This is a genomic window from Vibrio aquaticus (assembly GCF_003970385.1).
Classification (GTDB): domain Bacteria; phylum Pseudomonadota; class Gammaproteobacteria; order Enterobacterales; family Vibrionaceae; genus Vibrio; species Vibrio aquaticus.
In genome coordinates this window covers 155978-170614 of the sequence record NZ_RXZH01000004.1, presented here as the reverse complement: position 1 = coordinate 170614, position 14637 = coordinate 155978, and the positions used below count along the sequence as shown (strand labels likewise).

The 14637-nt window shown below is 42.4% G+C and carries 11 protein-coding genes and 1 pseudogene; 8 read left to right on the top strand and 4 right to left on the bottom strand.

Annotated elements, in window-relative coordinates; translation table 11 throughout:
- The first annotated feature begins 2 nt into the window (after positions 1-2).
- Genes EJ063_RS11475 through darG form a run of 5 tightly spaced genes read left to right on the top strand, consistent with a single transcriptional unit; the run spans position 3 to position 7837 of the window.
- The gene (locus EJ063_RS11475; RefSeq protein ID WP_126574420.1) at positions 3-3152 is read left to right on the top strand and encodes a type I restriction endonuclease subunit R; all 3150 of its coding nucleotides are present in this window, start codon (positions 3-5) and stop codon (positions 3150-3152) included.
- Between the two features lie 26 nt (positions 3153-3178).
- A complete protein-coding gene (locus tag EJ063_RS11470) occupies positions 3179-4810 on the top strand; it encodes an HsdM family class I SAM-dependent methyltransferase (protein WP_126574419.1) in 1632 nt (543 codons plus the stop codon).
- Entirely contained in the window at positions 4803-6116 is a 1314-nt protein-coding gene (locus EJ063_RS11465; protein WP_126574418.1) for a restriction endonuclease subunit S, read from the top strand. The genes EJ063_RS11470 and EJ063_RS11465 overlap by 8 nt, the downstream gene beginning before the upstream one ends.
- A 25-nt stretch (positions 6117-6141) precedes the next feature.
- On the top strand, positions 6142-6783 hold the full coding sequence (darT, locus tag EJ063_RS11460; protein WP_126574417.1) for a type II toxin-antitoxin system toxin DNA ADP-ribosyl transferase DarT: 642 nt from the start codon (positions 6142-6144) through the stop codon (positions 6781-6783).
- 13 nt (positions 6784-6796) lie between these two features.
- Positions 6797-7837: a type II toxin-antitoxin system antitoxin DNA ADP-ribosyl glycohydrolase DarG gene (gene darG, locus EJ063_RS11455; RefSeq protein ID WP_126574416.1), complete on the top strand. Its 1041-nt coding sequence runs from the start codon at positions 6797-6799 to the stop codon at positions 7835-7837.
- A 44-nt stretch (positions 7838-7881) separates the two neighbouring features.
- Here the strand turns inward: darG and EJ063_RS11450 are convergent, their stop codons facing one another.
- Complete coding sequence (locus tag EJ063_RS11450; protein ID WP_126574415.1) at positions 7882-8307, bottom strand: hypothetical protein; 426 nt, start codon at positions 8305-8307, stop codon at positions 7882-7884.
- Positions 8308-8983: 676 nt separating this feature from the next.
- The gene (locus tag EJ063_RS11445) at positions 8984-9955 is read right to left on the bottom strand and encodes an NERD domain-containing protein (protein ID WP_126574414.1); all 972 of its coding nucleotides are present in this window, start codon (positions 9953-9955) and stop codon (positions 8984-8986) included.
- Positions 9956-10172: 217 nt separating this feature from the next.
- On the opposite strand from EJ063_RS11445, the gene EJ063_RS11440 reads away from it, so the two are divergent.
- A complete protein-coding gene (locus tag EJ063_RS11440; protein ID WP_126574413.1) occupies positions 10173-10790 on the top strand; it encodes a class I SAM-dependent methyltransferase in 618 nt (205 codons plus the stop codon).
- Between the two features lie 3 nt (positions 10791-10793).
- On the top strand, positions 10794-11921 hold the full coding sequence (locus EJ063_RS11435) for an HNH endonuclease (RefSeq protein ID WP_126574412.1): 1128 nt from the start codon (positions 10794-10796) through the stop codon (positions 11919-11921).
- 116 nt (positions 11922-12037) lie between these two features.
- Here the strand turns inward: EJ063_RS11435 and EJ063_RS11430 are convergent.
- Positions 12038-12274 (bottom strand): annotated as a pseudogene (locus EJ063_RS11430) (hypothetical protein); the annotation flags it as partial.
- 72 nt (positions 12275-12346) lie between these two features.
- Between EJ063_RS11430 and EJ063_RS11425 the strand changes: the two are divergent.
- Positions 12347-13924 (top strand): hypothetical protein, encoded by a 1578-nt coding sequence (locus EJ063_RS11425; protein WP_126574410.1) that lies wholly within the window; start codon positions 12347-12349, stop codon positions 13922-13924.
- Between the two features lie 185 nt (positions 13925-14109).
- Here the strand turns inward: EJ063_RS11425 and EJ063_RS11420 are convergent, their stop codons facing one another.
- Positions 14110-14523 (bottom strand): VF530 family protein, encoded by a 414-nt coding sequence (locus EJ063_RS11420; protein WP_167469900.1) that lies wholly within the window; start codon positions 14521-14523, stop codon positions 14110-14112.
- Positions 14524-14637: the final 114 nt, after the last annotated feature.

Sequence of the window (14637 nt, the reverse complement as noted above, 5' to 3'; positions counted from 1 at the left end):
ATATGAGCTTTACTGAAGATTCACGAGTAAAAATACCGACTATCCTGCACCTTATGCGTTTGGGGTATGATTACCTATCTTTGAAGGGGGCTAGCTGGGACAAAGAGACCAACATCTTCCCTGAGCTATTTTCAACAGCGGTAAGTCGTATTAACCCAGAATTAAAATCAGAAGACGTGGGTCGTTTGTTTGAAGAGGTCAAGCTTACTCTGGAAAACGAAGATTTAGGCAGAGCCTTTTTCAATAAGTTGAAAGCACGTTCAGGTAACAAGCTGATCGACTTTGAGAACTTTTCCAATAACAGCTTTCATGTCGTTACTGAGCTAAAATGCAAAAACGGCGATGATGAGTTTCGTCCGGATATCACCTTGTTAATCAATGGTATGCCGTTGGTGTTTATTGAGGTGAAAAAGCCCAATAATCGCGATGGGATCATTGCGGAAAGAGAACGCATTAATAAACGCTTTCAAAATCCTAAATTCAAGCGCTTTGCTAACATCACTCAGTTCATGATTTTTTCCAATAACATGGATTATGTCGATGGTGATCCTGAGCCAGTGCAAGGTGCCTTTTATGCGAGTAGTTCATATCACAAGCCTGTATTTAACTACTTCCGTGAAGAAGAAGAGTTAGATCTGACTGCACTTCTAAAGCAGTTAACTGATGACCAAGAGCTTGTAGTACTCAAGGATAACAACCTAGAGGTTATTCGCTGTAATCCTGAGTTTTTGAGTAACAAAGAGCCTAGTCGCCCTACCAACCGCATTTGCACATCCTTGCTTAGTAAAGAGCGTTTATCGTTTGTACTGCGCTATGCGCTAACCTACGTATCAGAAAGTGACGGCTTGCAAAAGCACATCATGCGCTATCCACAAATGTTTGCGACCAAAGCTATCGAAAGAAAGCTCAATGAAGGTGTTCGTAAAGGCATCATTTGGCATACCCAAGGAAGCGGTAAAACGGCGTTAACCTATTACAACGTTGGCTTCTTAACGGATTACTTCCAAAAGCAAGAGATTATACCCAAGTTCTATTTCATCGTAGATAGACTGGATTTGCTACAGCAAGCGCAACGCGAGTTTACTGCTCGCGGTTTGATTGTTCACACTATCAATTCACGTGAAGAGTTCACCCGTGATATTAAAGCGACCCAAGTGATCCATAATCACTCTGGCAAAGCAGAGATCACGGTTGTCAACATCCAGAAGTTTAAAGACGATCCTGATGTTATCTCAACTCAGGACTACAACGTCACCATCCAGCGTGTGTATTTCCTAGACGAGGTTCACCGTAGCTATAACCCTAAAGGCAGTTTCTTAGCAAACTTAACTCAGTCTGATACCAACGCAATCAAGATTGGTTTGACGGGCACGCCTTTACTTGGGGAAGACTATAATTCACGAGTTCTTTTCGGTGACTATATTCACAAGTACTACTACAACGCCTCAATTGCAGATGGTTATACTTTGCGCTTGATCCGCGAGGAGATTGCAACCAACTATAAAATGACACTTCAACAAGCGCTCGAAGAAGCCGAAGTGAAAATGGGTGATGTGGACCGTAAAGAAATTTATGCGCATGCGAGCTTTGTTGAGCCCATGCTGGATTACATCGTAACCGACTTTGAAAAAAGCCGTGGCACTTTGAATGATGCAACAATCGGCGGAATGATTATCTGTGACAGTTCAGACCAAGCTAAGAAGATGTTTGAGCTATTTAATGCAGTATACGCTTCAAAATCTCTCTCTACTGATTACAGTTCGGAGCAGGTACTTGAATCTGCTGTGATACAGGACAGTGCGTCGGAGATCGCGGAACCTGTTTCAAGTTACACGACAACAGCACAATTGGAGCCAACTAAGCAAGCGCATAAAGTGAAAAATGCAGCCTTGATATTGCATGATGTGGGAACAAAGCAGGAGCGCAAGGATTGGGTAGAAGACTTCAAAGCTGGAAAGATCGATCTGCTGTTTGTTTACAATATGCTACTTACGGGATTTGATGCTAAACGCTTGAAGAAACTCTATCTTGGTCGCGTGATCCGCAAGCACAACTTGCTGCAAGCACTGACCCGTGTAAATCGAACGTATAAAGACTTCCGATATGGTTATGTGGTCGATTTCGCCGACATTCGTAAAGAATTTGATGCGACCAACAAAGCCTACTTTGACGAATTACAGTCAGAGCTGGGCGATGAAATTGAAAGTTACTCTAAGCTGTTTAAGTCACAAGACGAGATCAAACAAGAGATAGAACACATTAAAGATGTGTTGTTCCGCTTTGATATCGACAATATGGAAACCTTCTGCGACCAAATCAGCCAGATAGAAGATAGAGAAACCGTCTTAGCGCTTAAAAATGCCTTAGCTGATGCGCGAAGCCTATACAATCTAATTCGCCTGCAAGGTGAATATGACTTCCTTGATGAACTCGATTTCGCCAAGCTAAATGTGCTTTATCGCGAAACCAGTAATCATTTGGATCTACTCAATCTCAAGCAAGATTTAGAGCAAGGAACTGATACAACTAACTTGTTGAATCGTGCACTGGAAGATGTGATCTTCAAGTTCGTTAAGATCGGTGAAGAAGAGCTCGTTTTAGCAGATCAGCTAAAGAATACACTGCGTCAAACCCGTGAAGCACTCGCGAGCAATTTTGATCAGCAAGATCCAAAGTTCATTAATTTAAAAGATGAACTTGAACGCTTGTTTAAGAAAAAGAACCTCAGCGAAGTCACGCAAGATGAAATGGTTGCCAATATTGATGCATTGAATAAAATCCACCAGCGCGTGAAAGAGCTCAATCGTCAAAACAACCAACTACGTCAAAAGTACTTGGGCGATACCAAGTATGCGCGCTTGCACAAGCGCTTGTATGAACGTCAACAGCAGCGACATGACATTACTGATTCTGAACGAAAGATTTTTCAGGCTCTTATGGGCGTTAAAGAGGACGCCGATAGGCAAGTGCTGGACAACACGTCTGTTCTCGATAATGAAAGTTACTTTGAGCGTCAGTTGATGCCAAAAGTTTACAACCGTTTTATCAAACAACAGAGCATTTCATTGAATGCAGAGGCGGTCCGTTATGTGAACCAGCTTGTCGTTGCAGAATATTTGAAAGAATTTAACACAGGTAGCCAATCCTGGTAAGAACATAAACCAAGGCAGTACTAACAATGGTCGAACTCGAATTTAGAGAAAAAACAAAAGCCCTTATAGATAGCTTGAAGAGTATCTGTGCAACCAATGGGTTAGGTAATAGCACGGGGGAGTTTGAAATCATCACTCAGGTATTTTTATACAAGTTCCTGAATGACAAGTTCGCCTATGAAGCCAAGAAAATTGACGAGAAGATCGCCAGTGCGGAAAAGTGGGAAGAAGCTCTGGTTGAAATGAGTGAAGAAGATCTAGACATGCTCCAGATCCAGATGGGCGGTGACACTGCTCGTCTCAAACCACATCATTTCATCAGCCACCTGTTTAATCAGCAAGACAAGCCAGGTTTTGCTGAATTGTTTGACGATACATTAATGGATATCGCTATCAGCAATAATGATGTGTTTGCTGTAATGACGGATACTGGCGAAAAAGTCCAACTGTTTACTCGCATCAGTGAAAACGTGACCGTTTCAAAGCGTGATGCTTTCTGCAAAGCGATTATCAATAAACTGATTGAGTTCAGTTTTGAGCGTATCTTTAATCAGAAGTTTGACTTCTACGCTACCATCTTTGAATACCTGATCAAAGACTACAACAGCAACTCTGGCGGTAAATACGCCGAGTACTATACCCCTCATGCAGTAGCACGCATTATGGCAGCAATTTTGGTACCTGAAGACCAACAAGGTACCGTACGCAATGTGAGCTGTTATGACCCATCGGCGGGCTCTGGCACCCTGCTAATGAATGTGGCTCACGCCATTGGTGAAAATCGCTGTAGTATCTATACGCAGGACATTTCAAAGAAATCATCAAACCTACTGCGTTTAAACTTAATTTTGAACAATCTCGTTCACTCGATCCCGAATGTGATTGAGGGTAATACGCTGTGGCACCCTCACCACAAAGAAAATGGTGATTTACGCAAGTTTGATTACATTGTCTCTAACCCGCCATTTAAACTGGATTTCAGTGATTTTCGCGATGAGTTGGACAGTAAAGAAAATAAAGAACGCTTCTTTGCCGGTATTCCTAAAATTAAAGCCAAGGCAAAGGACAAGATGGAAATCTACCAATTGTTCTTGCAGCATATTATCTACTCGCTAAAACCAGGTGGTAAAGCAGCGGTTGTGCTGCCAACAGGGTTTATTACCGCTCAATCTGGCATTGATAAAAAGATCCGTCAGTACTTGGTGGATAACAAGATGCTGGCGGGCGTGGTATCCATGCCATCCAATATCTTCGCGACCACAGGTACCAACGTCTCCATTCTGTTTATTGATGACAGTAACAAAGACCAAGTGGTACTGGTTGATGCATCCAACCTAGGTCAAAAGGTCAAAGAAGGTAAGAATCAGAAAACGGTTCTAACACCAGTAGAAGAACAGCAAATCATTGATGCGTTCAACAACAAGTGGACCGAAGAAGATTTCTCCGTTGCAGTCAGCTATGACGAAATCACTGCGAAAAATTACAGCCTCAGTGCCGGACAGTACTTCGAAGTTAAAATTGAATACGCAGATATTACCGCAGAGCATTTTTTGGAAAAAATGCAGGGCTTTAGCAGTAATTTGGACAGTTTGTTTAAACAATCACGTGAGCTAGAAGTAGAGATTAAAAAGCAGTTGGCAGGCTTGAAATATGAATAACATCCTCAGTGATAATCTTGGCAATTTAGTAAGAGCTGGCGGAGGTAAGATCCACACAGGTCCTTTTGGAAGCCAACTTCATGCTGCTGACTATGTTCAGGAAGGAATTCCATGCATTATGCCTGCAAATATGAAGAGCAACAGAGTCGACCTTTCGGATATAGCTTACATAACTGAAGGTGATGCTAATCGGCTTTCGAAGTATATCGTCAAGAAAGACGATATTGTGTATAGCCGTAGAGGAGATGTAACACTTAAAGCCTTAATAAGGGAAAAAGAAGATGGATACTTCTGTGGTACTGGCTGCCTGTTACTTCGTCCTGGTGACAAATTTGATTCTAGGTTCTTAACTTATTATCTCAGTACTCCAGCAATTCAGAACTGGATTGTTCGCCAAGCGGTTGGGGCGACAATGCCCAATTTGAACACAGGTATCCTTTCTAGCATACCGTTCATGGGGCCAAAGAAAGGAGAGCAAGAAAAGCTCGCAGATGTTCTTTCTACTATTGAAGATAAAATAGAACTCAACAACCGCATCAACTCTGAACTAGAAGCGATGGCGAAGACGCTTTACGACTATTGGTTTGTACAATTTGATTTCCCAGATGAGAATGGGAAACCATATAAATCTTCGGGTGGAAAAATGGTGTACAACGATACCTTGAAGCGTGAAATTCCGGAGGGTTGGTTAGAGCGGACTTTAGGTGATTTGATCAAGCTTGGACGAGGTGTAACTTATGGAAAGCAAGACGTCGTAAGCAAAAGTACTCTAGAGTCGGAAGGTGTGTTACGTGCAACTAACGTCACCGGAAACATAGTCGATAATGACGATTTGGTTTATGTATCAAAATCAGTTGTTGATGATTCTCAAAAAATACATTCATTTGATACCTTGATAGTTATGTCTAGTGGAAGCAAAGAACACGTTGGTAAAAATGGTATTTACTATTTTGATGAGCCTCTCGGGTTTGGGGCTTTTTGCTCAAAAATCACACCGCACAAAGAAGCTTTGTTTTTTGTCAATACCTTTCTACAGACAGACTGGTTTAAAGCGTATATTAAGAAACAGTGTCTTGGTACAAGCATAAATAATTTAACAACAAAACATATATTGAATTGTAATGTTGTGGTCCCTAATTCAGAAGTTCTACGATTGTTCGAAGAAACTGTTGAGCCACTATACAATAAAATAGCGATTAATACGCTTGAGAATAAGAGATTAAAAGAGCTCAGAGATTTTCTCCTACCTATGCTAATGAATGGTCAAGTAACGGTAAACCCAAGTGCAGAGCTCAAGAACGCTTAATTGGTTCCAATAAAAAGGATGATAAATGCCCGTACCAGCACAGCCTAAAATCTTTCATATTGTCCACGTAGATCGATTAGCTTCTATTCTCGGTTCGAACGGACTTTTGTGTGATGCCCAGATCATCGCACAACAAGCTGCAGGGACTACGATTGGTATGAATACGATCAAGCAGCGCCGTTTGACAGAGCTGACACTGGATAGTCACCCTGGTTTGTACGTTGGGCAATGTGTGCCGTTTTACTTTTGCCCTCGTTCAATCATGTTGTATGTGATTCATCGAGCAGACAGTGATGAGCTGGCTTACAAAGGTGGGCAGGGGCCGATTATTCACCTTCAAGCAGATCTCAATGCTACGGTGCAATGGGCGCAGCAGCAGGGGCATCGCTGGGCATTTACGCTGTCAAATGCAGGCTCTTATTACTTTGAAGATAGAAGTGATTTGGCTCAGTTACATGAGCTAGATTGGTCTGCAATTGATGCGAGGCTGTGGCAAGGTTGTAAGGAAGGAAAGCAAGCAGAGTTTTTGATTGAGCATAGTTTTCCTTGGCATTTAGTTGAAGAGATCACTGTCCAATCTCCACTTATTCATCAGCAGGTAGTCAACACGTTGCAAATGGCAGTTCACAGACCACCTGTTACAATTAACCCTAACTGGTATTACTGAGGAGGCCGTAGATATGATCGAAATTACTCGTGGTGACATACTTCGCGCTGATGCAGAAGCTATTGTAAATACAGTCAACTGCGTCGGTGTGATGGGGCGTGGTATTGCTTTGCAGTTTAAGAAAGCGTGGCCTGATAACTTCAAGGCTTATGCCGCTGCATGTAAAAACAAAGACGTTCAGCCAGGAAAAATGTTTATCTTCGAAACAGGGCAATTGGCGAGTCCACGTTTCATAGTGAACTTCCCAACCAAGCGTCATTGGCGTGGTGCTAGCCGAATTGAAGATATCGAATCTGGCTTAGCAGCATTGGTGGAAGACATTCAACGTCTGGGCATCAAATCTATTGCTATTCCTCCATTAGGTGCAGGCTTAGGCGGGCTTGATTGGCTGGTGGTGCGTGAAAAAATCGAAGCAGCGATGAAGCCGCTAACTGATGTCCAGGTTTTGCTTTATGAGCCATCAGGTGCCCCTCAAAATGACAGAATGGTAAAGCAGAAAGAAGTGCCAAAGATGACAGCTGGTAGAGCGGTATTGATAGAGCTAATGCAGCGCTACCTGAAAGGCTTGCTCGATCCATCGGTATCATTACTTGAAGTACATAAGCTTCTGTATTTTATGCAAGAAGCAGGCGAACCACTGCGTTTGAAGTATCAAAAAGCACACTATGGGCCTTATGCGCAAAACTTGCGTCATGTTTTGAACGCGATTGAAGGGCATTTTGTCTCTGGTTATTCGGATGGTGGTGATGCGCCAGATAAAGTACTTCAGTTAGTACCAGGTGCAATCAAAGAAGCACAAGCATATTTAGAACAGCACCCCGATACTCGTGAGAGATTTGAAAAGGTATCTCGATTGGTAGAAGGTTTTGAGTCACCTCAGGGCCTAGAGCTTCTTGCAACAGTGCATTGGTTAAACAAGTATGAGCAAGCGAGAAATACTGACCAGGTAATTGAAGGTGTTCATTCTTGGAATGCAAGAAAGCAGCAGTTCACGCATCGGCAAATTTCTATCGCAGAGAAGGTTCTTGGCAATCAGCATTGGCTAAGTGCTTAATGTGAAAATGGGCTCTTGATGAGCCCATTTAGGTGCTGACTAGATTAAAGGGCTAATCCAATAGAAGAGAATGTTGTACCCTCTATTCTGGCTGTGCGAGATACATGTCGACCAGCGTCAAAGTGTCTAAGTTTCTGGAAACGTTCATCTTGTAGATAGGCATGAACAATTTCTAATGGTTCGTCTAATTTCAGTCCAGAAGCGTCCAATTTACTCGAACCTTCAGCACGATAGTTTCCTCCATCATACACGTCTAATATGGCAGTTCTGCCAGTCAGTGCACGTAAAAACGTTGGTATATCATATAGCCAAATGTTTGAATGAAGCTTAATCATATCCATACTACCGCAGTTATGAACGAGTATAGGTACAATATAAGGGATTTCACTCTCAAGAATTCCATGCTGAATTGAGAAGCTCTGCAATAAATACGTTGTTATCTGATAAGTCACTTCTGACGTCAATTCCATTTAACGACTCAGCCAAGTTCAAGTTCATCCTCGAAACTATATTGGTAACTCCTAGTTCGAAAAGCTCGGACGGAGCATCAGGGCATAGTTCGGATTTTATGTTAACGTATTGTTCTGATTGATTTTCTATTACGTTGTTGATGAGCTTGTGTTCGCTCGTCGATGCTTGTGAAAAGTTCAAGTAACTAGAAAATTGTGTTTGTTGCTGTTTTAGTATGTTGATAACTTTCAAGGCACGTTCGTCACCTTCGACAATGGATTCAAGACGCTTGATGTTATGAAGTACTTCAGAGGGTAGTTAAGCATTGATTTAGCCGCTTGGGTTGCTCTGTGGCGGCGAATGTCAATCAGCGATGTATTCATGTGGCTCTCCCTTTTGCTGTTTAGATGTACATGTGTTTTTATAAACAGTATTTCAAGGGTTGGGGCAAATTTAATCCAATTTAGTTTGATGGTTACTCTTTATCGCACCTAATTATATTATTGCTACGTGCTTGGCTAAATGGGCATTTAATGTGAAATTCGTCACAAATTTGGCATGTATGACAGAGTGTATGTCTCCGAAAGTCGACTTGATATAAGTCTTTATTAATCAATAAGATATTGTGCTTGGTCGACTTCCTCACTCCCGCCACATTCTAAAGCCCCAGCAGAAATGCTGGGGCTTTTTCGTAGGTTACTGTTGAACACCGTTCGTATGCGTAAAAGTGGTTTGTACGCCGCAGTTACAGCTTACGGTGTAAAATTGCTTTCGTTTAGAGACTCGAGTTTTTTTGTTACCGCAGTTCAAACATGCTTGAACCATCGAAGTATTTGTTTTGCATTCAGAGCAGGTTACGTAGTAGCCGAATTTTCCATACTTTGGCTCGGTGTTGCTGCTTTCACATTTTTTACATTGAAACCATGATGAGCGATTATTTGAATCTATACATTTAGCGTCTTCATTTTTTGTTGTTTTCGCATCGCTAGCGTTAGCTTTTAAGTCTTCGGTAGATTCTTTTTGAGGTGGCAAATTTGGTGTGTGAGCGGCTAGTAGAAAATGCTTAATATTGTTGAGTTCGGATGAGCTGAAAGAAGGGTTAGGTTTTAAAATATTGCTGTTGCTGGAAATGATTTCTTTTACACGACTGCCAATTGCTTCCGCTTTAACGATTTTCGGTGAGAGTTTTGACGGAATATGTGAGCGGTCTATGATTGCATCGTTTGAAGCTGCACATAATATGTCCCAGCAGCGCCCGCCAAAATAACCTTGAAGTACTACTACAAGTACCTTTGCTAACATTGACTCTGCATTTTCATTTAGCAATTTTTTTAGAAGTTTTGCCTGTATTTCAGCTTGAGTGATTGGGGATGGCATTCCAACCCAACGTCCACGAACCGTTCTTTGCCATTCCAATTGGTCATTGATTTTCACCGTGCCTTTTATGGATTTTGACTCTACAAGAACGAATCCTTTTTTATAGACAATCAAATGGTCTATTTGGGCGAACTCTTGGTTATGTTCGATTCTTAGATTATTGAAAACGAAAATATCGTCCTGCTCTAAAAATTGACGCTTTAAATAAAAAGCCACATCACTTTCAACCTGATCACCGAGCTGCTTTTTATAATAGGTCGATACCGAAACATCTTTGTCCTTAATTATCATTATTCCTAGCCTGTGATTTTCTTTTTATGCTATCACGCTCTTATCATTCTTTGGACAAGCAACTGCTCTGGAACATGCTCAGTTTGTGACGCATCGTAAAAATAATGGTCATATATGAACGATGTTAACTCGCAATAACTCATTCTTTCCTAATACTTTATCGCCATATACACTCAAGATAGTTATTATGCCTTTAGGGAAACTTTTGGGTATAGCCATGGATGTAAACCTCTCTTTTTACGACGAAAATGCTGTTCAGTTGGCTGAGCAGTATGACTCTGTTGATTTTGAATCTGTACATAGCAGTTGGCGTTCATATTGGCCTCTGTCTGGTAGCCGAGTGCTGGATGTCGGAGCTGGTTCTGGCAGAGATGCTCAATGGTTCGATTCACATGGCTGCAAGGTTGTCGCTATCGAGCCTTCGAAAGGATTTCGTCAGTTAGGCCAACAGCGTACATCAGCTCAAGTGCATTGGGTCGATGCCCAGCTCCCAGACCTTAGTAGCCTAGACGCCTTATCCTATAGCTTTGACCTTATTCTTGTTTCAGCAGTGTGGATGCATATTCCTGTGGCTAAACGCTCTCAGTCTTTATGCTCCTTAGTAGAGCGGTTAGCTGACAGGGGCAGAATTGTCATTACTTTACGTCATGGTGCGTTCGGCGATGGTCGTACGAGCTTTGGTGTCTCTCTTGCAGAATTAGAACAACTTGCGCAGCGATTAGGTTTAGTAGTCTGTCACGTTGAAGATACTGAAGATGGACTATCTCGGACAGGTTTGAGTTGGCAAACAGTGGTATTAGAAAAAGCATCATCAGTGCAGACAAAGAGGAAGTAAGCCGTGTCTCTTGAGTTCTATGTTGAAAAGTTCCAGAACCTGAATATGAACAGTGCTGGTGGTAAGAAAAGCCCTCACAAGGTATGCATGTTGCTGACGGTAATGGATTTGATCCAAGCTGGCCATATCTCTACTAATAGGATTGAGTTCAACCAACCTTTGAAACAGCGCTTCACCCATCACTTTGAAAGTTTCGCACAAGGCAATGATCGTAACACTCCAGAGAATCCGTTCTACTACCTAAAAAGTGAAGGCTTTTGGCACCTGAGTTATCACGCTGGTTTTGATGAGACAAACACCAAAAGGTATTCATCCAAAGCGATTGAATGTGTCTATTTAGACCAGGAGCTGTTTGACTATCTGAATAGCCCTATTGTTTCAAATGAGTTGAAAGATGCGCTTGTAGCTAATCTCGCTGATCTCCCATCTTTGTTTCACCAGTGGCTGCTCGATATTGGTAAGTCAGAGAGTACTGCAAATAAATATGTAGCGGATATCCAAGGCGCTATCTCCAATTGGCTTGCAGATATTGGTGAACTCGAACAGCCACTCACCGAGGTTAAATCTTATAAGCAGTTTATTCGTTATGAAGAGCGAGTCAGGCAGTTGAATGAGTTTAAGATTCGGGACTCACGCGGTAAAGGGATGTATAGCGAAGCGTTAGATCATTACCACCAATTTTTGATCGATTTGTCCCAGATTGATATTAATGCCGATGTTCGTAATGTTATGAGTGATAAAAAACTGACGGAAACTGAAAAAACGATCTTGGTTAACACTCGAATGGGGCAGGGGCAATTTCGCTCGAGGCTGGTGGATATGTGGGGTGGTTGCGCGGTAACAGGCTATCGTAATACGCAGCTTCTGGTTGCTTCTCATATTAAGCCTTGGCGCAGTTCAAACAACGAAGAGAGGCTTGATAAGTTTAACGGATTGCTGCTCGTGGCGAACTTGGATAAAGCGTTCGATCTCGGGTTTATATCCTTTGATGATGGCGGTAAGGTGATGATCTCAAAGTACCTAGAAACGCCAGATGTTCTGGGCCTTAGAGAAGGGATGTCATTTAACATCAGACGAGAGAATAAGCCTTACCTCGGTTACCATCGTGGGGAATTGTTTAAAGGGTTCTAATGTCACAGATCCATCGTTGTGGATGTGGCCAATTTTAGTTGACCACTACACTCTCTGCTTCTGTCCAATTAGACGATTTCACATCCACTAAAGTAACTCCTGTCGGCGTAATCTTGGTTGGACCACGCTTTATCGGTCTTAATACTGGCTGCAATAACCGCAGTATCTTTTCCAACTTCAAACCATACGTTATGTAAAATCTTATGAGCATCTTCAAGATCTACAATCATGACGTGCTGCTTGTTCTTCGTCATTTCTTCTTCAAGAGAACCCTGTAATCCCAATGAATCTCCAAGTCGTTGAGAGGCATTTCGTTTGGTTAACGTCTCTGCTCTTTGGGCAGAAAAAACAATGTTACCTACGCTTGAAAACGGTACGTCATTCTGTTAGCGTTGAGTTAAATGATGTTAAGAGAGGAAGAGCAAATGGAAAAGCCTGTCGTATCGCTAATTGCTCTAGTGATTTTATCTGGTTGTAACGCGGATGATTCTAATACCACACCAGATGTGCGTACTGTAAAAATTTCAATTGGGTTAGAACAAGTCAGTGATGGTTTGGTAATCAAGTCACTTTCTGGTGATACGTGTATGCCACAAACTGATTCAATTGGTTTCCAACACAAAGTTGCGACTGACGGTTACTTACTTGAAGTATCTGATGCAGAGTATAATTTTTCAGAGTTCGTCACTCTTCCTCTTGAAAACTACGAGTTAACTATTCGTGGTTCAGCTGATATTTCTCTCACTCATCCGTCAGACACTTCTAGCACGACGCGTGACTGCTACACCGTTGAAAAAGCAACACATATTTCAGCAACTGACACTGACATATCGATGACCGCAGTGAATGGTAACTGGCAATACGTATCGGTTGAAAACTCAAATGCTGTCAATCTTATCTCTGTAAATGGTCAGGATCTGAATCATGTCTCCAAAAATGCGATGGTAGATTATGATTACGGGTTTACCTATGTGTCTCATGATTCAACGGTTACTCTGTTAACGGTGGATGGAGATGTGATTGATCAGGGGATTCTTCATGATGCAGATACTCACATTGAAGTGAGATATGGTGGAACGAAAGATAGGGGAATCGGTATTGGTGACCCAAACTTTGGTGGTCCTCTCTTTGGCGAGCCCATAGTCATTGAGCCTATTAAGCCAGTGCCAACCTATGACGCAGAAACCTCATGTCTTACCGGAGTTGTTGGTGGTCATTCTGGGTATTGGAATGCGAGCGACAATCGCTGTACTTTTACCGCTGGTAGTGATGTTAGTGATTTTATTGCACAAGAACATTCTACGTCTTTCGTTGAAGATACAGGGAATCATTGGGCTTACTCTGTCACTCCAGACGGTTTGACGACGTATGCACAATTTGGCCCAATTCCAGGCTCCTATGATGCCCAGTCGGTTTGTACTGCGGCTAAAGGGATATGGGATGGTTATGAGATTTGTGATGGGTTAACTAATTCGGCTGAGTCGCACCTATTCACTACTGAAAATCAAAAGCAGCTTGTTCAGACCTCCGGAGAGTGGACAAGCTTTGGTGGCAGCGCCCTATGGGATACATCGCCTTCTGAATGGTCATCGACTGGTGCCGCTAACAATGAGTTCGAATGCTACTCGCAAGTTGAAGGCGCTGGCTATTCACACTACGCTTGGGTTCAATCAGACACTCAGTGTTACGCTCCATATAATTCAGAAACGACTTTAGATAGCCTTAAATCTGCAGGGGCAGTAATCAAAAAAGTGAGAGCACCTAATGCAGAGCCAAATGGGTCTGATGAGTTCGGCTTCGATGGTATGATTGCTCTCAGCACACAAACACTTCAACAGGCTACAGATTACTGTGTTGGAATTGCAAAAGCATATGGCAGTGATACAGGTCTTCTTATGTATCATCCAAATAACATGATGTGCTTCTACAAAGTTGGAGGTGGTACGCCATACTCGTCAGTTGTCAGTAATTTCGACTACTACAACACTTTTCCCGTTCACTAAGTTCAAGTGGCTTTAGTTCCGAGGCATTTTCGAATGCCTCTTTGTTTATTGGGGATGGCGGTGCCGTTTAGTCTTAGTTAAATCATAGACTAAGAGCAAAAATGCAGTTAACGGATGTGTTACATCAAACAAAAAAGCCAGACATTACTGCCTGGCTCGTGAGCAATTCGGATTTGCGCATTTAACTAGCGGCGGAAGTTTCGACCACGTGATGATTTTGCTTTGTGCGCTGAAGCCGCTTTTGCTTGAGACTTCAAGATAGAGTCAACAGTCAGAGTCATCGGTTCTTTTGGTTTCAGACCATGCGGGAAGGTACGAGCGCGAGGAGGCAGATCATACTCTTCAGCTGATGCGCGAGGCATACGCTTAAAGCGGTAAAGATAAAAATTCTCTAGCTTTTCACGCGCCCATTCCGTTTTCTTAAGGTATTTCACGCTACTCGCAATCGTAGGCTTGGTATTGAAGCAGTTAAAGCGCATTGCGGTATCAAGAATGTCCCAACCATAGAAATCGACCAACTCTTGCAGCATGGTTTCTAGCTTCAGACCGTGCAACGGGTTGTTTTGCTGCAGTTCAATTCTTTCTTCATCAGTCATCATAATAAGCTCCTAGTTTCTACTTATCTAGCTGGTGGTTGGGTGGCTTTCGAGATCGATAAACGATGGTCGTTGGCCCTAAAAGTAATAGGGGGCGGATACTAGCAGAGTTGGTCA

Excerpts from the sequence above, each read along its gene's own strand:
- EJ063_RS11425 (WP_126574410.1), top strand. The coding sequence starts at position 12,347 with ATGGAAAAGCCTGTCGTATCGCTAATTGCTCTAGTGATTTTATCTGGT.
- EJ063_RS11465 (WP_126574418.1), top strand. The coding sequence starts at position 4,803 with ATGAATAACATCCTCAGTGATAATCTTGGCAATTTAGTAAGAGCTGGC.
- darG (WP_126574416.1), top strand. The coding sequence starts at position 6,797 with ATGATCGAAATTACTCGTGGTGACATACTTCGCGCTGATGCAGAAGCT.
- EJ063_RS11470 (WP_126574419.1), top strand. The coding sequence starts at position 3,179 with ATGGTCGAACTCGAATTTAGAGAAAAAACAAAAGCCCTTATAGATAGC.
- EJ063_RS11440 (WP_126574413.1), top strand. The coding sequence starts at position 10,173 with ATGGATGTAAACCTCTCTTTTTACGACGAAAATGCTGTTCAGTTGGCT.
- EJ063_RS11450 (WP_126574415.1), bottom strand. The coding sequence starts at position 8,307 with ATGGAATTGACGTCAGAAGTGACTTATCAGATAACAACGTATTTATTG.
- EJ063_RS11445 (WP_126574414.1), bottom strand. The coding sequence starts at position 9,955 with ATGATAATTAAGGACAAAGATGTTTCGGTATCGACCTATTATAAAAAG.
- EJ063_RS11420 (WP_167469900.1), bottom strand. The coding sequence starts at position 14,523 with ATGATGACTGATGAAGAAAGAATTGAACTGCAGCAAAACAACCCGTTG.
- EJ063_RS11475 (WP_126574420.1), top strand. The coding sequence starts at position 3 with ATGAGCTTTACTGAAGATTCACGAGTAAAAATACCGACTATCCTGCAC.
- darT (WP_126574417.1), top strand. The coding sequence starts at position 6,142 with ATGCCCGTACCAGCACAGCCTAAAATCTTTCATATTGTCCACGTAGAT.